17 protein-coding genes are annotated in these 19,453 nt (G+C 31.3%); 4 read left to right on the top strand and 13 right to left on the bottom strand.

The genetic code is table 11. The annotated features are described in order from the left end of the window. Window positions 1-20: 20 nt before the first annotated feature. The 3 genes from ACHRVL_RS06905 to ACHRVL_RS06895 form a co-directional block, all read right to left on the bottom strand. The gene (locus ACHRVL_RS06905) at window positions 21-1,772 is read right to left on the bottom strand and encodes a TonB-dependent receptor (RefSeq protein WP_395411402.1); all 1,752 of its coding nucleotides are present in this window, start codon (window positions 1,770-1,772) and stop codon (window positions 21-23) included. Window positions 1,773-1,924: 152 nt separating this feature from the next. Next, window positions 1,925-2,788, bottom strand: coding sequence for a PhzF family phenazine biosynthesis protein (locus tag ACHRVL_RS06900; protein WP_395411400.1), 864 nt, complete (start codon window positions 2,786-2,788; stop codon window positions 1,925-1,927). Between the two features lie 105 nt (window positions 2,789-2,893). Then, window positions 2,894-5,908: a tetratricopeptide repeat protein gene (locus ACHRVL_RS06895; protein WP_395411399.1), complete on the bottom strand. Its 3,015-nt coding sequence runs from the start codon at window positions 5,906-5,908 to the stop codon at window positions 2,894-2,896. A 342-nt stretch (window positions 5,909-6,250) separates the two neighbouring features. Between ACHRVL_RS06895 and ACHRVL_RS06890 the strand changes: the two genes are divergently transcribed. Both ACHRVL_RS06890 and ACHRVL_RS06885 read left to right on the top strand, forming a co-directional pair. Continuing rightward, entirely contained in the window at window positions 6,251-6,934 is a 684-nt protein-coding gene (locus ACHRVL_RS06890) for a cell division ATP-binding protein FtsE (RefSeq protein WP_089055468.1), read from the top strand. Next, on the top strand, window positions 6,935-7,813 hold the full coding sequence (locus ACHRVL_RS06885; RefSeq protein ID WP_395411398.1) for a glycosyltransferase family 2 protein: 879 nt from the start codon (window positions 6,935-6,937) through the stop codon (window positions 7,811-7,813). Between the two features lie 8 nt (window positions 7,814-7,821). Here ACHRVL_RS06885 and ACHRVL_RS06880 read toward each other — a convergent pair whose 3' ends face one another. From ACHRVL_RS06880 to ACHRVL_RS06870, 3 genes are read right to left on the bottom strand one after another with little or no spacing between them, the layout of a single operon-like run. After that, a complete protein-coding gene (locus tag ACHRVL_RS06880; RefSeq protein ID WP_395411397.1) occupies window positions 7,822-8,907 on the bottom strand; it encodes a glycosyltransferase family 4 protein in 1,086 nt (361 codons plus the stop codon). After that, window positions 8,904-9,308, bottom strand: a complete 405-nt coding sequence (locus ACHRVL_RS06875; protein WP_395411395.1) for a sugar 3,4-ketoisomerase — start codon at window positions 9,306-9,308, stop codon at window positions 8,904-8,906. The genes ACHRVL_RS06880 and ACHRVL_RS06875 overlap by 4 nt, the downstream gene beginning before the upstream one ends. A gap of 7 nt (window positions 9,309-9,315) precedes the next feature. Next, window positions 9,316-10,413 carry a glycosyltransferase gene (locus tag ACHRVL_RS06870; protein ID WP_395411393.1) on the bottom strand — a complete coding sequence of 366 codons (1,098 nt, stop codon included), beginning with the start codon at window positions 10,411-10,413 and terminating at the stop codon, window positions 9,316-9,318. A gap of 44 nt (window positions 10,414-10,457) precedes the next feature. Between ACHRVL_RS06870 and ACHRVL_RS06865 the strand changes: the two genes are divergently transcribed. Next, window positions 10,458-11,363 (top strand): glycosyltransferase family 2 protein, encoded by a 906-nt coding sequence (locus tag ACHRVL_RS06865; protein WP_395411392.1) that lies wholly within the window; start codon window positions 10,458-10,460, stop codon window positions 11,361-11,363. 92 nt (window positions 11,364-11,455) lie between these two features. Here the strand turns inward: ACHRVL_RS06865 and ACHRVL_RS06860 are convergent, their stop codons facing one another. The 7 genes from ACHRVL_RS06860 to ACHRVL_RS06830 all read right to left on the bottom strand — a co-directional run bounded on the left by ACHRVL_RS06860 (window position 11,456) and on the right by ACHRVL_RS06830 (window position 18,448). Further along, entirely contained in the window at window positions 11,456-12,202 is a 747-nt protein-coding gene (locus tag ACHRVL_RS06860; RefSeq protein ID WP_395411390.1) for an acyltransferase, read from the bottom strand. Next, entirely contained in the window at window positions 12,183-13,691 is a 1,509-nt protein-coding gene (locus tag ACHRVL_RS06855; protein ID WP_395411387.1) for an O-antigen translocase, read from the bottom strand. The genes ACHRVL_RS06860 and ACHRVL_RS06855 overlap by 20 nt, the downstream gene beginning before the upstream one ends. 3 nt (window positions 13,692-13,694) lie before the next feature. Then, complete coding sequence (locus tag ACHRVL_RS06850; protein ID WP_395411385.1) at window positions 13,695-14,849, bottom strand: DegT/DnrJ/EryC1/StrS family aminotransferase; 1,155 nt, start codon at window positions 14,847-14,849, stop codon at window positions 13,695-13,697. Window positions 14,850-14,971: 122 nt separating this feature from the next. Next, on the bottom strand, window positions 14,972-15,922 hold the full coding sequence (locus tag ACHRVL_RS06845) for a FemAB family protein (protein ID WP_395411383.1): 951 nt from the start codon (window positions 15,920-15,922) through the stop codon (window positions 14,972-14,974). 84 nt (window positions 15,923-16,006) lie between these two features. Next, window positions 16,007-16,609, bottom strand: a complete 603-nt coding sequence (locus tag ACHRVL_RS06840; RefSeq protein WP_089055448.1) for a trimeric intracellular cation channel family protein — start codon at window positions 16,607-16,609, stop codon at window positions 16,007-16,009. Window positions 16,610-16,621: 12 nt separating this feature from the next. Further along, window positions 16,622-17,470 (bottom strand): hypothetical protein, encoded by an 849-nt coding sequence (locus ACHRVL_RS06835; protein ID WP_395411381.1) that lies wholly within the window; start codon window positions 17,468-17,470, stop codon window positions 16,622-16,624. Window positions 17,471-17,704: 234 nt separating this feature from the next. Next, entirely contained in the window at window positions 17,705-18,448 is a 744-nt protein-coding gene (locus tag ACHRVL_RS06830; RefSeq protein ID WP_089055445.1) for an RDD family protein, read from the bottom strand. Window positions 18,449-18,468: 20 nt separating this feature from the next. Between ACHRVL_RS06830 and ACHRVL_RS06825 the strand changes: the two genes are divergently transcribed. Further along, a complete protein-coding gene (locus ACHRVL_RS06825; protein ID WP_395411379.1) occupies window positions 18,469-19,449 on the top strand; it encodes a stage II sporulation protein M in 981 nt (326 codons plus the stop codon). The last annotated feature ends 4 nt before the right edge of the window (window positions 19,450-19,453 follow it).

Raw genomic sequence — 19,453 nt, 5'->3', positions numbered from 1 at the left:
GCCTTCGCGGCAAATAGCTTTTAAAAATCGAATTTATAATTTCCTCCAGCCAGAACCTGAAATCCTTGTACTGGATAATTCAACCATCTTTCATATGCTTGATTTCCTATATTATTCAGTTTTAAGAAGAAAGTCAAACGTTCGCTATATTTGTATCCTAAATGTGCATTGGCGTCAAAATAACTTTTTAAGGTAATTGGATTTCCAAGAGTCGCAACATTTAAATTAGTCTGCATGTCTTTACGTTCTCCCACATAAAAAACATTTAAACCTGCATACCATTGTTTTGTTATGTTGACATCAAGATTTGAACTCAATTTCATAGAAGGTAAATTCCACGCTTCTAATCCGTCAGTTTTATAACTGTTAAAAGTTCCGTTGATTCCAAAAGAAACGTTCTGAGAAAAATCTGCTTTTAATTCTCCGTAAAAACGCAAAGTTCTAACATCATCATAAATTACCCCAAACGAGTTTCCGAAAGCATAATTCTGATTCGAAAAATCTTCTGTATAATCATTGCTTTTAAACAATGCTTTGTCTTTCTCATTCAAATAAGAAGCAGTTAAATTATAATTGATATTATTTGCCAGCTTCCCTTTTAAACCTGCAAAAACATTATATTGAGTACTACTTGGTCTCATATTTAAAGTTGGAGACAAAAATGGATTTTGAGTAACAAAATCGGCATAAGAGTTTTGATTTAAACTTCCGTTTACTCCTGTATAAAAAATCATTAAATCACCTACTAATTTGTATGAAGCGTTTACTTTTGGATAAACAAAAAACTTATTACCGCTGTTTTCAGAATCTAAAGCATAAAATAATCCAGCACCTAACTCAAGCGTCCATTCGTTTTCATGAATCACAAAACTTGGTTCAACTCCAAAATTTGTTAAACTGTATTTTAATGGCTCAACATTATTGTAAGCATAATTATGTTCAAACGAACCGCTCACATGATCTACAACAATATTTGTATTAATTGCTTGATCCATAACATCAACTTTAAAAGTCGGTTTTAAATAAAAACGATTCTCTGAAGAAGAAAAACTATCCGAAAAATGCGTAAATCTCGCATCGATTTTATTGAAAATACTTTCACTGAACTCTACATTTCCTCCTAAAGAAATAGTATTATAAGAATGATTCGGATTAATTCCTCTTATCAAATCTTCTTGCGTTGCAGGCGGCAGCGTCATTCCAAAATCAGAAGGCAGACCGTACCAGTTGTAAATTTGGTTTTGATACCCCAAATCAACTCCCCAAGATACATCACGATTTATTACGCCGTAGCCTACATTTAATGCTGTATCATAAAACTCATCATTCAGATTAACATCTTTAATTCCGCCTTGCGAAGAATGATGACGAAGCATTCCTGCCAAATAATCATTATTTCCTAAATCCTGCGTTACAAACAACTCAGCATTTAGTGTTCCGTAATTTCCAACACCTAAAGTCGCATAATTATTAAACAATCTTTCTTTTTTAGATTTTTCAACGCCTTCTGCTTTTCCTTTTGATGGTGTAAAAGTCGATGCCACCGGAACTGATAAAATGCTATATTTTATAGTTTCTTTAGGCTGATTTCCAGAATCGTCCAGCGAAGGAGTTTCTTTTACTTTAAAAGCGTCTGAGATTGTCGGCGAATAAGGTTTTACCACATTTACAGTTTCAGTTCCGATGTTTTCATTTTTCTTTTGCGAAAACGAAAGCTGACCAACAAGCAGCACAAGTAAAACGATGATTTTATTTCGGCAATTAATTTTCATATTTCTTCTTTTTAAGAGTATAGAGAAAAGAGTATAGAAAATAGACTTATGCCATTTCTTAATTCTTAAGCTACAACTCTTTGTTCTGTTCTATATTCTAAAATCTATTTTCTTTATTCTTTATTCTTTGTTCTTTGTTCTATCCTCTTAATCTAAGCATCCCACTCGCCCTTTGCAACAAATTGAGCTTTTCCTCCTATTTTAATACCAAACTCATTGTCGTTTAATTTTCCTTTAAAATAAATTTCTGAAGGACGATTAATATAATCTCCTTGATAATTAACTATTTCAAGTTCTGGCTTATGGTATTTTAATAAAAATGCCTGTAAACAAGTACTCGCGCTTCCTGTTGCGGCATCTTCAATTAACTGATTGTGTTCAATACACAACATTCGGCTAAACAATTTTGACCCTTCTAAATAATAAAAATACAAGGCTCTGTGTGGTGTTTTACAATTCTTCTTCAACCAATCATCGGTTTTATCTTTGTCTAAAACCAAATCTTCAAGCGCTCTTTTACTGCTTAATCCAACCATTACAAAAGCACTTCCGGTTGTAACTTCCTGAATTGGAAATTGATTTTCAAAATCGTGATTTTTCAAATTACTGAATACTGAGAAATCTTCTTTCGAAAAAATATCCCAAAATTTTGGCTGTGCTGCTTTTAACCAAATCAAATCTTCAGATTGTTGAATAGAAATAGGTCCAATTGGCACATTTAGTTTTATACTCTCTGGCGAATTATCAAATACTTTATTCATCAAAACCCATGAAGTCCCAATTATCGGGTGTCCTGCAAATTGCATTTCATGAGCCGGGGTAAATATTTTTATCTCTGCTTTATTATTCTCCTTGTCCAGTTTGGTTACAAATGTACTTTCTGCAAAATTTATTTCTCTTGCAATCTGCTGCATTTCATCCTTACTTAAATTTTCAGCCTCTAAAAAAACTGCCAGCTGATTTCCAGCATATTTTTTATCCGCAAAAACATCAACTATATAAAAAGGTAAACTCATTTCTTTCTTTTTTTTTTAGAGAATAGAGGAAAGAATAAAGAAAACAGACTTCCAATCCTTCGTTTAAAATCTATTCCTTTTCTCTTTTTTCTATACTCTTTTTTCTTATTTATTAATCGACGAGTTTGTTTTAGACTCTTCCATCTTAATCGCACTCAACTCTTTTTTTGCTTCTTCAACAACATCTGGAAAATCTGTAAAGTTGTTAATTACGTTGTCCAAAATATAAGTTGCCTGGTAGCTGTCTTTTAATCCGTAGAAATTTTTAGCCATTAAAACCAAACCTTTCGCTCCATAATATTTATAAGCCGAATAATTCTTCGCTAATTTTTGTACAGACACATTTGAAGCATCAAACTTGCCTTCTTTTGTTTTAAAATACGCATCATAATACAAAGCCTCGGCTGCTAATTCTCCTTTTGAAGTTGCCGAAAGTTTCGCATAAGCCGTTTTAGCCTTTTCCTCGTCACCAGTCTGCATTGCCGCACGCGCTACAATAATTTGAGCATCCGCTTTTACGTTTGCGTCAGCTTTTGCATTTTGAAGTACTTTATCAGCATAGACAACTGAATTGTTATAATCCTTTTTGTCATAATAACATTTCATCAAATTAGCCTGTGCAAAACTTTTATTTTGAGGAAAATCAGCTTCATTCTCTAAACGAACTAAAACCGGAATCGATTTATCACAATCTTTTGCTTTCAAGTAAATTTGAGCCAATCTGCTTAACGATTGTTCTGTAAATTCACTTCTTGGCTGATCAATAACATATTGATAATTTGTTGCAGCTTTTGTTTCAGAACCTTCAGCATAAGTCAGCTGTGCTAAATAAAAATTAGCTTCAAGCGCGTGTAATCCTGTTGGAAACTTGCTCACATAACCTGCAAAACCAGTAATTGCGGCTTTGTTGTTGCTTTGGCTGTATTGTTTGAAAGCGGCATCATAAGTATCATTATCCAACTCAGCGTCAGAAACAGAAACGAAATCAAGTGTTCGAACCCAAGTTGCATATTCATCTACTTTTCCTGAATCCACATAAATCAATCTCGCAGTTGAAACAGCTTCAAGCGCTTCTGGTGTTTTTGGAAATTCAGCAGCCACTTTTTTGAATTTAGTCAAAGCTTGTTCATCGCGATCTGAATTGTAATAAATCAAACCTTGTTTTAAAATCGATTTCGAAGTAAACGAACCGTTTTTATATTCCGAAATTAACTGATCGAAAGTTTTAATCGCTAAATCATTCTTTTTGTCAGCTACATATGTATTTCCTAATTCATATAAAGCATCATCACGATACTCTGATTTTTTATACATTTTAAGAAAGTTATTCAACTCAGCAATTTTCTGATCGTTTTTAGACATGAAACCATAAGAAAGCGCTTTTTGAAATTGAGCATAATCAGCATCAACTCCTTTTGCATCAATTGCTTTTCCGTAAGCTTCATTTGCCTGCGCATATTTTGAAGTCACAAAACGTGAATCTCCTAAACGCAAATACGAATCGTTTAAACGAACTTTATCTTCTTTTGAATTATCAATTTGAGCTTGAAATGAATTAGCCGCCTGATCGTATTCTTTCAGTTTAAAATAAGTATAACCAATATTATAATTAATGTTTTTATATTCGGCGGTAGACTTTGCCGCAGTAAGTCCAGCAAACTGCTTGTAAGTCAATAATGCATTTTGGAAATCATCAGTAACATACTCTGTTTCAGCTTTCCAGAAAGTAGCACGAGCTGTAAACTCAGGTGTTTTTTGTTCGCTGATTGCATTTTTAAACATTTTTGCAGCCTCAGCATAATTTGATTCATTAAACAATTCTACACCTCTGTAAAAAAGCACTTTTTGATAAGCTGCTTTATTTTCTGCAGTTCTGTTTTTTTCTAATAAAGTCAAAGCCTCTTTATAATTTTTTGTAGAAATATAAGAATCTACCAAAAGTTTCTCTACTTCTGCTCTGCTGGAATTATTTGGATATTTTTTCAAGAAATCAAGTAAAACTCCCGGAACCGTTTGATAAGCGTTTCCAATATCATAACTCACTTTAGCGTAATTTAATGCAGCATCTTCCTGAATCTGCGCATTAAAATCCATTTCCGAAGCATTTTTAAAAGCATTCAGCGCTTCTTGTTTTTTACCTGTATTTAAATAACTTAAACCTAAATGATAGTAAGCATTTTGCGCTACAAAATCTTTTCCTTCGATAATTTTATTGAATTGAGAAATGGCTTTTTCGTAGTTTTTCTGCTCATAATAAGCATAACCTAACTGATAAAAATCGGTATTACTCCATTTTCCTTTTTTTCCTGCATATTGTTCCAAAAACGGAATCGCTTTATCATATTGTTTTAGATTGAAATAACTTTCACCAATAATTTTATTCAATTCAGACTTTTCTATTTCATTTGATTTTGCCATTGCCTTTTGCCCCAAATCAATAGCTTTTTGGAAATTTCCAAGTTTAAAATTCATATCGGCCTTATAATACGAAAGCTTTTCTTTGTATTTTTCTTCGCCCGAAACTTCATCAAAATATTTGGTTGCTTCTTTGTAATCATCGCCTTCATAAGCCATAAATCCTAAATAATATTTAGCTTGCGAACCAAAAACAGGAGAATTCACCACTTTATTAAAATAAGTTGTAGCTTCTTTTTTCTTCTTAGCAGTAAAATAACTGTATCCTTTCTGGAAATTGAATTTATCTGAGTCTGATTTACTCATGTAACTTTCATCTACTTTATCAAACCATTGCAACGCTTTTGGATAATTTCCCTGCTCAAAGAAATATTGCGCAACTTCGATATAAGCCTGATTTTGTTTGGTACTTGTTGGATAATCATCAACAAACTTTGCCATTAACTCATCCGCATTAACCTGATTTGTTCTAATAGCGCAATTAGCAATGTAATAAGCGCAGTCAGATTTTACTTCTTCTGTCTCTGCATGATTTTTTACATACTCAAAAATATGTTGTGCCGAAGCATATTGTTTGTCATTATATAAAGCCAGTGCTTTGTCAAAATCCTTTAAATCGTAAGTATAAATAGCTGATTTTTGTGCTGAAATCGTGGTCGAGATAAGGATAATTTGGAATAAAAAGAACCAGGAAAGTTTACGCATTTTAGTTTTATTTAGTATTCAAATTTATCATTTTATACCGTTTATAACGAAACGTTTCAGACTTTTATTATGAACAAAAAATTAAGATCTACAGTTTAAAAGCATAATTTAAACCCTATAAGTCATATAAGTAATTATAACTCAAGAGTTTTATAATCTTTTTCCAATACTGAGAAATCATATACGCTGCCGTAGTAAAAATCCCAAACAAACATCTTTAAAATGAACTTATATGACTTATAAGGTTTAAAATCACATTTCGATTTTTTATAAGAAATGATTGAAATTTATTTTGAATCCAACCGTTATCTTATTACTTTTACCAATCAAATCAATTTTATTATGTCACAAACCGTACTATCTCTTAAAGAAGTCACTATATATCAAGAAGGAAGAAAAATTTTATCTCACATTAATTTAGATGTTCAACATGGTGAATTTATTTACATCATTGGTAAAACCGGTTCTGGAAAAAGTAGTTTCTTAAAAACTTTATACGCAGATTTACCACTTACGGAAGGTGAAGGTCACATAGTCGATTTTGATTTGGCTACTTTAAAAGAAAATGATATTCCGTATTTAAGACGTAAAATTGGAATTGTTTTTCAAGATTTCAAATTGCTTCCAGATCGTTCTATAAAAGACAACATGCTTTTTGTTTTAAGAGCAACCGGCTGGACTGAAAAAGAAGCCATGGAGCATAAAATCGATGAAGTTTTAAACAAAGTAGGAATGGGAGATTTCCTAAACAAAATGCCTCACCAACTTTCTGGTGGAGAGCAGCAGCGTGTTGCAATCGCAAGAGCTTTGCTTAACGATCCTGAATTTATTTTAGCCGATGAACCAACAGGAAATCTTGATCCTCAAACGAGTTCTGAAGTTTTAGAAGTACTAAAAACGATTAATGCCAATGGTAAAACTATTATCATGGCCACTCACGATTATGCATTATTAATGAAATTTCCATCTAAAACATTAAAATGCGAAGATGAAAGAATCTTCGAAGTCGTGCAAAGAAACGTGTAAATGCTTTCGATTTTAATTCCGGTTTACAATCAAAATGTTTTATCGCTCGTTAACGAACTTGTAAAGCAATGTTGTTTATGTGGAATTAATTTTGAAATAATTGCTCAAGATGATGCCTCAAATTCTGTACTAAACAAGGAAAATGAGTTTATAAATTCTTTGCAAAATTCTTCTTTTATTTCTTTAGAAAAAAACATTGGATTAAGCTCTAATAGGAATTTACTCGTTTCAAAAGCCAAATACGAGAATCTTCTTTTTATTGATGGAGATTCTATTATTATCAATCCCCATTTTACACAAAATTATCTCGATAATATTTCTTTTGACATCGTTTATGGCGGCAGAATTCATCCGCTCAAAATCGAATCTAAAGAACAAAAATTAAGATGGAAATATGGACGAATGGTTGAAGACAAAACTGTTTCTCAAAGAAATTCTTCTGTTTTCAAAACTCTGATGTTCAACAATACTTTGATTAAAAAAGATTGTTTTAACACCATACAATTTGATCCTGATTTAACAAAATACGGACACGAAGACACTCTTTTTGCTTTTCAAGTCAGCAAATCAAACTTTAGTGTAAAACATATTGATAACGCTGTTGAACATGGAGAAATTGACAACAGTAAAACTTACCTTTCTAAAGTAAAAAACAGCCTGGAAAACCTGATTATTTTAGGTCAAAAAAAACAAATTGATCCTCATTTTGTAAAAATATTATACGTACACAATCTGCTCAAAAAATACAAACTAAAATTTGCTTTTGGATTGTTTTACAGCCTTTTTAATCCAATTATTTACAAACAATTAAATTCTAATAACCCCTCTTTAATACTACTGAACGTATTCAAAATAAGTTATATCTGCAGCTTAAAATAAATTTACAACTACAAACTTTCCAGCAATTTCTTCCATTTTTTCATTACAGCATCTATTTTGTAAAGCTTCATAGATTCTTTTGCATTTGAACCTAATTGCTTTCGCAAAGCTTCATTCTCAATCAAAATTGAAATTTTCTCTGCAAACAATTCTATATTTCCATCAGGAACCAAAAATCCGCTTGTTTCATTATTAACAATGGATCTCGGACCCGTGGGACCATCGTAAGCGATACAAGGTAAACCTAAAGACATTGCTTCGACTAAAGTCATTGAAAAAGCTTCAAATCGAGAAGTTATAACATAAATAGAAGCTTCTAAATATATACTCTCAATGTTTTTTTGAAAGGAAAAAAAATTAAGGTTTGAACTTAATCCTAAACGACTCGCTTCTTTCTTCAACAAATCGATTTCATCTGTATAAATATCCAAAACCCAGTCCGAATGTTTCTCATTTATTTTTGACCAAATGGGCAATAATCGGTCTAAACCTTTTTCATATGAATTTCTGGCAATAGCAACTACTTTTTTGTTTTGTAAAGAAGCTGTTTCTTCTGTTTTTACCCAAGACGGATTAGAAATTACTACTGCATTTTTTACATTCCATTCGTTTAAATTCTCATTTGATAAAACGACCACTTGGGTAAACTTTTGCGCACCAAAATCTTTAAAACGATATTTTATACTTGAAATTAATTTGGGCAAGAAATCTGATTTCTGCTGTTTCTCTTCAATAAATTTAGAGCTGTGACATTCTAGAATAATTGGAATTTTTGTTCTAATTAAAAAAGGAAAAACAAATGCTTTTAAACCGTTATCAGCCATTAAAACAACATCGGGATTTATTTCTTGTATTTTTTGATTTATTTGTTTTTGATAGGATTTTAAGAACTTAAAAACATTTCCTTTTAGCTCAATAGAATGAAACACAACTTTAGAATTGAAGTCATAAAAAGGCAATTTATCAGTTTCATTTTGAGATAAAACATGAACTTCATAACTAAAATGCTCTATAAAATAATTGGCTTTAATGGATAAAACTCTGGCAACTCCATCGGTATTTTTTATTGTGGGAACAATATAAAGCAATTTCATTTTTTAGACTTCAAAAAAGTTTCATAATCCCTGATATAATCCATTTCCTCAAAAACATCCGAAGCTAAAACAAGACAAACTGAACCTGATGAAAAATTTTCTAATTCACGCCAAATTCCATTTGGTAAATGCAATCCAACATTTGGTTTATTCAGCAAATAGCTTTTTTTCTCATTTCCGTCATTTACAATCACTTCAAAACTGCCGCTCAAAGCAATTAAAACCTCGTGCTGATCAATATGAGAATGCCCTCCGCGAAAAGCAGTACTTGGAACATCAAAAAGATAATAAACCCGCTTGAATTCAAAAGGCAGAATTCCGTTTTGAATAAAAGCCAAATTCCCGCTTAAATCTTCTACCACAGGAATTTTAACCAATGTTATATCTTGAATTGCGGTCATATTTTTTTTAGTTCAAGTTCATTAAATTCAACCATTGCTCACCAATTTTTTCTAACAAAAACGGGCTGATGCTTTTAATTGTATTTTGCTTACAATACTGATACAAATTTTCATCTAAAACAAACAAATTCATAGCGTTGGTTAATTTTTTCCAATTTTGATTTTCTACTAAAATACCATTTTCAAAAGAAGAAATCATATCTCTGGGGCCAAAATCACAATCAAACGAAACAACTGGAGTTCCGCATGCCAAAGCTTCTAAAATAACATTTGGAAAACCTTCATTTTTACTGCTTAAAACCAAGAATTTTGCTTTGCTGACATATCTAAATGGATTGTTCTGAAAACCTAAAAGGTGAACAAATTCCTCAATATCATTTTCAAAAGCTGTTTTTCTAAGTTTTATACCATTTCCTTTTCCTATTATTATTAAATGAATTTGCTTTTGCGGCAAGTCTGATTTTGAATAACTTGAAATTAATTTATCAAATTGTTTAATTTCATTTTCATATTGCCCAACGGCAACAATAAATTCAAATCCAATTTTGAAATCTTCTTTTTGTTTCTCTAGAATCTCTTCTAAATAAATTGGATTATGAATCATTGCCACATTTTTTAATTGATGTTTCGTTTCGATCAATGTTTTCATTTCTTCAGTAATAGCAACATTCGCAAAACTATGATTGTACATTAATCGTGTGAGCCAAGAATTATTAGGCATATAATGATCGATTAAAAAACTGTGAACCGTAAAAATAGTCTTGGTATTGTAAATAAATCGAGCCAAAATAAGCTCTTGAATAACCTTAGTTCGAAAACGAAAATCAATAATAAAATCAAATTGATTCTGATTCAAATAATCTCGTAAAGCCCTTAATCTTTTGACTTTATTAAAGAAACCATTACTTTTATTTTTGAGTAAACCCAGGTTTATCAATTTCCCAGAATAGGGATAACTAAGTTCGTCTAAAATAATAATTAAATCAACCTCAAAACCTTTGCTTTCAAAAAAAATAGACAAATTTGCCATCACTTTTTCGCTTCCACCTCCGCTTAAGCGATAACCAATCAGCGCAATTTTCTTTTTTTTGTGAGACAATATCATTCGTGATTTCTTATTTTCGTATCAAATATAACTTTTAAAACAATATGCCGGATAAATCATTAGTGACTATAATTTGCTTGTGTTATAACCACGAAAGGTTTATTGTCGAGAGTTTAATGTCTGCTGTTAATCAAGATTATCCTTATGTTGAATTAATTATTGTTGATGATTTCAGCACCGATAATTCAAAAAAAGTCATTAAAAACTGGCTCATCAATTATCCTAAGATTTTATTTATTGAAAATGAAACGAATCTAGGAAGTACCAAATCGTTTAATAAAGCGCTTCGACATGCAAAGGGAAGCTTTATAATTGATTTGGCCTGCGACGATATTTTGGCACTAAATTGCGTTTCGCTGCAAATAAAAGCATTTCAAAAAAGTCACTACAAAAACCTTGGTGTTGTTTACGGAAATACGGAATTGATTACTGAAAATGGTGCGTTTGACTCTTATTATTTTCCTGTCGATTCCTCAAAAAAAACAATCGAAACCCGAAAAAAAGGCGATATTTATTTAAGTGTTATTTCTGGCGGTAATAGTATTTGTTCCGTTTCATCAATGGTCAAAAAATCTGTTTTTGATGATTTACAAGGTTATGATGAAAATCTGGCTTATGAAGATTTAGACCTTTGGATTCGCGCTTCTCGGAAATATGATTTTGATTATAATGATGAAATTTTGATTCAGAAAAGAATTGTTTCGACTTCTCAAGGAACTCATTTTTTTCTTAAAAATGACGAAAGGTCGAGAAAAATAAATCATTCTACTTATTTGATCATTCAAAAAGCAATTGCTTTAAACAGGACAAAAGAAGAACACAAAGCCATTTTAAAACGAATGCATTATGAAATGATTTTGGCGTTTAAAACTTCAAATTTCAAATTGTTGTTTAAGTATATTTTATCAGAAATAAAACAACGTATCCGAATTATAATAGAACGCGGATAAAATAGATTTTTTGGATTAATACATTTAAAAAAAATCCGTTTTTATCCGCGTCTTCGCTTTAGCGAATCCATGTCATCTGTGTCCATTTTTTTTTATATTGTCAAAAAATCATCTAATTGCTGTTTTTCTCCCTGCCAGTCTCTTGAAATATTATTTCGGATTAATTTAGCCGGAACACCGCCAATTAAAACATTTTCGCCTAAAGCTGTATACTCTTTTGTACATAAACTATTTGATGCAACGGTGCAAAAATCAGGCGTTTGAGTTCCTTTAAGAATCGAAACTCTGTTGCTTATAAAATTATAATTTCCGATACAAATTGGAGCCGATTTTTTAAACTTCTCACTAGTTTCTGTATCAATTAAATCATGAAAATTAGTATCTATAATCTGCGATTCAGAACCAAATCTCGCATAATCGCCTAAAACGACTTTTTCAGTACAGATTATTTTTGAACTCGAAGCCATCGAAGCCATATTTCCAAATTCACAAACAGCATTTTCACCAACAAATAGAAAATAATCTTTTCCAAATTGAAATTTCCCTTTAAAGAGTAACGTTCCATAAATAGCAATTTCAGCAATTCCTTTGTGAACAGAATTCAATTCGTAAGGCTGACCAAAACCTATCATTCCTTTTTGAATTTTTCCATGAAGTTGAATTTCACCTTTTATCGAAGTAAATTTCACAGGTCCATAAAAGAAAACAGGAAGCTTTTTTGCTATTTTGAAAGGGAATTTCTTGAAATTAAAATACAGCGTTTTGATCCAGTTTACTTTCGAGAAAAACTTGATTTTTTGGTAAAAAGAACGACATTTTCTATAACTGCTCTGAATCATTTCTGTCTTTTTTTCGCTGCACAAATGAAGTAAATATTTCGTTTAAATTTATCTTTTTATTAATCTGAAACCAACTAAACCAAAAAGAAAGTAAAATCATAATGGATAATAAAGTGTATCGTAAAGCCTCAATTTCAATATATCGAAACAAAAATGCAGTGACGCAAATTACTAAACAAACAAAGTAAATTGAGTAGAAATCTTTCTCAAAATACAAATCGTAACGTTTCTTAGTAATTATTTTTAATCCAATAAAATGGAATAAAAAATAAATACAAAAACTAAAACCAAGACCTTCTAAACCATAAAAATAATAGCCTGAAATATTCATCAATAACGACAATATATTGAATCCAATGGCAGTTTTTACAAACATTTTCGAATCACCTTTGGCAATTAAAATAAATCCTATTGCCCATGAAACGGCACGAAACAACATTCCTAAAATTCCAATACAAATCATTGGAATTACGGCATCAAATTTTGTAGTGTAAACAAGCTGCACAATTACCGAACTTAAAGTAAGAAACACAACAATGATTGGGGTAATAAGTAAAATTGAAATAAAAGCTTGCTGCTGTACACTGGTTCTAACTTTAGCATTATCCGTATTTACAGCTGCTAATTTTGGAAAATAATCCGTACTCATAACCGTAAAAATAATTCCAACATAAGAATTCAGCAATGTAAATCCTGCGTTGAAAAAACCTACTTGTTCTAACCCACCAATTTTACCAATATAAATCTGAACTAAATAGGTTGACAAAAGCGTTAAAACACTGCTTATAGTCAGCATAAAACCCAATTTTACAATCCATTTCCCTTCGGCGATAATCGCTGTTTTAGGAATTCTTTCTTTCTCCGTTTTTATTTTACTGGAATAATAAAATGAAAAAATTAAAGCAAATAATGACGCAATGAAAATGGTGGGAACTATGGCATTAATTCTCAAAAAATAATACAACGGAATGGAAAATAATAATCCAAATAAATTACCATATAAATTCGCTTTAGCTAAAAACCGAAATTGGCGCAAGCCTTGCAAAACAGCCAATTGTCCTGAAGATAATTGTTTAAATAAAACGGTTACAGAAAGTGATGCAAATGAATAGGTTTGACTCGAATCGCCAAAAGTAATGATACTTAAGGTTTTTGAAAAAATTAAAGTAAGCAGCATTCCCACTATTCCAGTTATAAAAACAATCTTTTTTACAATTTGAATTGTTTTTAAAACTGTTTTTGTATCATCGTTTTTATAATTTTCGGAAATGCTTTTTACTGCACTGGTTTCAATTCCTAAACCCGAAATACTGCTTAAAACACTCAAAGTTGAGTTCAGTAAAGCAACAATTCCCATTCCTGCAGGGCCAATAAAAACGGCAATTAGTTTAGTCCGAATAACAGAAATTAAAATGGAAAAAAACTGTACTCCTCCAAAAACAGAAGTTGTTTTTAAAATATCTTGATATGATTTTTTACTATCAGACACTAATTAATATTGATTAAGTGTTTTGATAATAAAATCAACTTCTTCCTCTGTTAAAACAGGACTTATTGGTAAACTTAAAACTTCATTATGAATTTTTTCGGTAATAGGAAAAGATATATTATTCCACTCCAAAAATGCATTTTGCTTGTGCGGCGGCACTGGATAATGAATTACAGTTTGAATCTTATTATCTGTTAAATAACGCTGCAAATCAGTTCTATTTTCAGTTCTAATGACAAATAAATGAAAAACGTGATTATTAGAATCATCCCAATAGGGCAATATGATTTTATCATTTTTAATTTCAGTCAAATAGCGTTTTGCAATTGCTCGTCGTTTATTATTTTCAGCATCTAAATTGGGTAATTTTAAATTTAAAAATCCTGCCTGCAATTCATCTAATCTCGAATTTACACCAATATATTCGTTATAATATTTTTGCTGCGAACCATAATTTCGAAGCGCAAAAAGCACTTTTGCCAACTCAGAATCGTTTGTTGTAATCGCTCCGCCATCGCCCAAACAACCAAGGTTTTTTCCTGGATAAAAACTGTACGCTGTGCTTGATTTTAGATTTCTGACTGTTGATTTTTGATTGTTGATTTTATCTTCCTTTCTGCTTGGAATTTGGAATTTGGAATTATTAGAATTTTCAATCGCTCCATGCGATTGTGCCGCATCTTCTATTACTAAAAGATTATTTTGAAAAGCAATTTCATTTATTTTCTCCATTTCGGCCAATTGTCCGTAGAGATGAACAGCTAAAACAGCTTTTGTTTGGGATGTAATTTTCTCCTGAATCAAATCAGGATTTAGATTGTAGGTTTTTAATTTTGGCTCGACTAAAACAGGAACTAAATCTGCTTGCAAAATGGCTAAAATACTGGCAATATAAGTATTTGCAGGAACAATAACTTCATCACCTTTTTGCAATTTTCCAAGTTGTATATAACCTTTAAAAATCAGTACTAAAGCGTCAAAGCCATTCCCAACTCCAATACAGTATTTTGCTTGACAATATTCGGCGAAAGCCTTTTCAAAAGTTTCAACCTCTTTTCCTAAAATGTACCAGCCATTGTTTAGAACCAATTTCAGTTTTTCCTGAAAAGCAGTTTCATAAGGCTCATTAATTTTTTTTAGGTCTAGAAATGGTATCATATTTTGTATCGGCCGCAGATTAAAAGATTCACATAGATAATTCTAAAAATCTATTTGAATTAATTTGTAATCTCAAAAATAAGTATTTCGCTTATCAAAATACGTATAGGCTCTAATAGAAATTATTTTATCTCGATTTTGTAAAAATCCTGATTGTAAATCGTACAGCCTAACTCTTCTTTTTGTTTGAGTAATCCAGCGTGATAACCTGAATCATTGTCATCATTTACAATTCCCATATCAAAAAAGTGTTTTCCTTTTCGTTTGTATTTATGAATCAAATTGATGAATAAAAAATCTAGTGCTCTTACTTCTTCTCCTTTTTTTGAAGTTGCGCCGTATTGTGATTTTATAATATTCTTGGTTTCAAAAATCGTTATGCCGGCAATAATTTCATCATTCTGATATACTGAATACTGTTTTATATTTTGAGGGAACCTATTTTTCAATAAGGCAATTTCTTCTTTTGAATGAACTGGCTTTACATTAAACTTTTCTGACAATCTTGGTTCCAGAACTTTATTCCAAAAAGGCTGAAAATCTTCTTCTTCAACAATGTCTAAATCAAGATTTTCAATTCGTCTAAAATGCTTTAATTTACTTTTGGAAATCTTTAAAGGCAGATTTAAATTTACGGCTAAATTCATTTCTTTTCGCTCTAAAACAGCGCCTCTTTTAAACAAAAAGAAGTCTATTTCTTGATTTCCTCCTGAAAGATAAAAACTTGGAATTGGTTTGTAATAAAAAGTTTGGATTTTGTTTTCATTCAAAAAAAACAAAACAGCATCTAAAATTGATACTGCTTTTTCTCCGTTTAATTTGGCTGAAAAAACCAAACCTCCGTATGTAAGTCCTTGATGTGAATAAACAGAATTTGATCGTTTGTTTGCTGGAAGAACCGCCCGTAATTTTTCATCCTCAAAAATTAAAAGCGAAAAATCTTCAAAACGATCTGCGTGATATTCCATAAAATCACGATGAAACAAAAACGTAGCATTTTTAGCCTGATCGACAAAATCATTCCAAATGTCGTAATCATTTTTCGTGTATTTTTTTACTATAAAGCTTTTCATTTCTCGACAGATTAAGTGGTTTTTAAAATCGTTAGCCCAAAAAATCCTTCTAATCCATTTAATCTGTGGCTAAATATAAAAATCTTATTTATGATCAAATGCTTGTAAATGCCATTTGTATTTTACTGCGAGTAAACGTACAGAAATAATAACTACAGAAGTTACTAAATACAACGCATCGTCTGCCAGATTCCATTTTCTTAAAACAAAAAACACAACTCCGCCAAAAATACAGATTGTCGCATAAATTTCTCGTCTAAAAACGGTTGGGATTTCATTGCATAAAATATCTCGAAGTACTCCGCCAAAGCAAGCTGTCATTGTACCAAGCGCCACACAAATTACTGGATGCAGACCAACCATGATTCCTTTTTCAAGGCCTATCAAAGTAAAAACGCCTAAACCAATTGTATCAAACAAAAACAAAGAGGTTCTAAGTTTATCAAATTTTTTTCTAAAAAGAATAGCCAGAAAAAAACCTAAGATAATAACATATACATATTGCAGATTGAGCATCCATCCCACCGGAGTTCTGCCAATTAAAACATCTCGCAGAGTTCCGCCTCCAACGGCCGTTACAAAAGCAATAATAAAAACGCCAAACGGATCAAGTCTTTTGTGCATTGCCGTTAAAGCGCCAGACATTGCAAATGCCATTGTGCCGATAATATCTAATAAATGAAACATTTTTTAAAGTTGTTATTTTTTAACGTAAATCGGGCTTCTTTTTAGCAAATACTGCACAGAATCAATCCAGCTGTCTTTTACTGCCAAGAAAGGTTTACGTGTTTGCGAATATATTTTTGATGCATTTTTATACAGATCAAAATATACGGTGTAATAGTAATACTCTTGCGTATTGGCTGTTGTAGTCGAAATATCGCTGGTTTTTACCTTTTTGTTATTGTCACTTACTTTTGCATTTCCGCTGTTGTAAGTAGTTGCCGTTGTACCTGACCCAATAGTATACGAAATCTTTGCAGCAACAATATTATCAACGCCTAGAATTTTCTCAAGATCTTCAATTGGTGTTTCATCAATATTTTTATAGTCAATTCCTGCTTTGTGCAGCAAACTATTAGTCGTTCTTAAATCCTGAACGGTTAAAGGAAAAATATTTGATGATTTATCCAGCAGTTTATTGTAAAGATCATTTTGTGCAAATTTGGCCATATCTTCAGAACTTTCCTGTGTGTCTGAATTTAAATATGGAACTGGAAGTACTGCAATTGTATTTTGTTTCATTTCAGAAGAAACAACTGCTGTTGATCTTGTTGATGCAGAACTGCTTGTTGGTGTTACATCAAATGTTTGTGAACGTCCGCTTGCAAAATCAATACGAGCAATTTGTCCCGTATCTAACGAAATTTGGAGTGTTTCTCCTGGCAGAGAGTATTCAACTGCTTTATCAGACATTTTACTAATTGTACATTCAATTACCTGATAATCTCTTTTTATAATTTTATCTAATTTTTTTGTGCCCTGAGCAAAGGCTGCAATTGATACCAAAAAAAGTATTGCAACAGCATATAAGCTTTTAATTTTCATGTTTTTATATTTAAATCTTCCTACTCTTTGGCTTTTCGGTTACGCCATTTTAAAAAAACTTAATGTTAAGTTCTTTAACAAATTTAAGAAATCATCTAACCCGTTTTGAGCTTAAAAGCATTTTTTTTCTGCGATTTGCGAAGTATGTTAAAAAATTATACTAAAAATTTGAAAACTATCATTTTTCTGAATAAACTCTGCAGTATCGAACGACTAATTACAAAAAAAGTAACATTACATGTTTTGAGTGTAAAAATTATAATCTTTTAACACTATTCTAATAAAATCAACATTGTTTCCGGATTGATTCTTTATTCCTGTTACATTTTCAATCTTAGCGACCAATTTATAAATCACTTCATGATCGTTTTTTGCCTCAGCTTTTTGATATGTTTCTTTAATAATTCTCATATCATTATCAGACAATTTAATAACCAATGGATAGGTTGGTACATAAGCGTCTCCAATTTCCTCAAGAATAGTATGGCTTATATTGATTTTGTTTTTTAATGTAATTACTGCCGTTCCTGCAGCCATATCGCCTAAACGCTGTGCTTTTTTGCTCGAAACAACTGCAATTAAACCTACAAGTCCGTAAAATGATGAAAAATCAATTATTCTAAAAAACCATCTCATTAAATAATCACCAAATCCTGCTTGATAACCATCTATTTTAACCACTTTTATTTTGACTAATTTCTTTCCAAAAGACTGACCTTCAAAAATACTTTCTAAGGTGATTGAATAAATAATTAAAGGAAAATAAAGCATTAAAAAAATGGCACCGCGTGACCAAGTATCTAAATTATCCATCAACGGACCAAGGTCAAGCCAATAAAAAACAAGCAGTGAAACAACAATTATGTATGATAATTTAATGCCTAAATCTATAAAATAAGCACCCATTCGCTCGCCTACCGTGGCGGCGATAAAATTTATTCGAACATTTTGTGTCGTATTAATAGATAATTCTGACATATTTTATATTTTAGCCTTCAATGAGAGAAGTTGCATTTATAAAACAAAATAAAGAAAAATGGCTGGAATTTGAGCTAGCTATTTTCGGCAAAGCTAAGAAAAATCCTGACGAATTAGCTAATTTATACATTCAATTAATGAATGACTTGTCGTATGCGCAAACTTATTACCCTAAAAGTAAGACGGTTGTATACTTAAATCATCTTGCTTCGCAGATTTACCAAAAAATTTACAAAACGAAACGAACTGAAAAAAATAGAATCGTTGAATTTTTCAAAACCGAAGTTCCGCTGCTTTTATTTGAATACAAAAGATATTTGATGTACGCTTTTGTTTTATTTTTTGTGACTGTCGCAATTGGAGTAGTTTCTGCACGATATGATTCAAATTTTGTTCGTTTGATTTTGGGTGATGATTATGTAAATATGTCTCTGGATAACATCAAAAAAGGAAATCCTATGGCGGTTTACGGATCTGGATCAAACTGGGGAAGTTTTATTGGCATTACGATGAATAATCTTTATGTTGGTGCAAAATGTTATATGTTCGGAATTACCGGCGGTATTGGCACATTTTATATCTTTCTTCAAAATGCAATAATGTTGGGATCTTTTCAGTATTTCTTTTTTGAACAAGGTGTATTCTGGAAAAGCGTTCGTGGTATTTGGATTCACGGTTCAATGGAAATTTTTGCAATTGTAATAGAATCTGCTGCAGGATTTATTTTAGGAGCTTCTATCCTATTTCCTAAAACTTTTTCGAGAATGAATTCATTTAAAATTGGTTTCAAAAACAGCTTCAAAATATTCTTGAGCACTTTTCCTTTTACAATAGGTGCTGGGTTTTTAGAAGGTTTTATAACTAGATACTCTATTGATATGCCTAATTGGTTAAGCAGTTTTATTATCCTGTTTACGTTAGCAATAATTTCATTTTATTACCTGATTTATCCTTTTATCGTTCATAAAAAAGTACAAAAACTATCTGCCAAATCGAATTAATCTA

Source organism: Flavobacterium sp. FlaQc-28 (genome assembly GCF_044007415.1).
Taxonomy (GTDB): Bacteria; Bacteroidota; Bacteroidia; order Flavobacteriales; family Flavobacteriaceae; genus Flavobacterium.
Note: the sequence above shows the minus strand (reverse complement) of the source record. Positions and strands in the feature narration are given on the sequence as shown.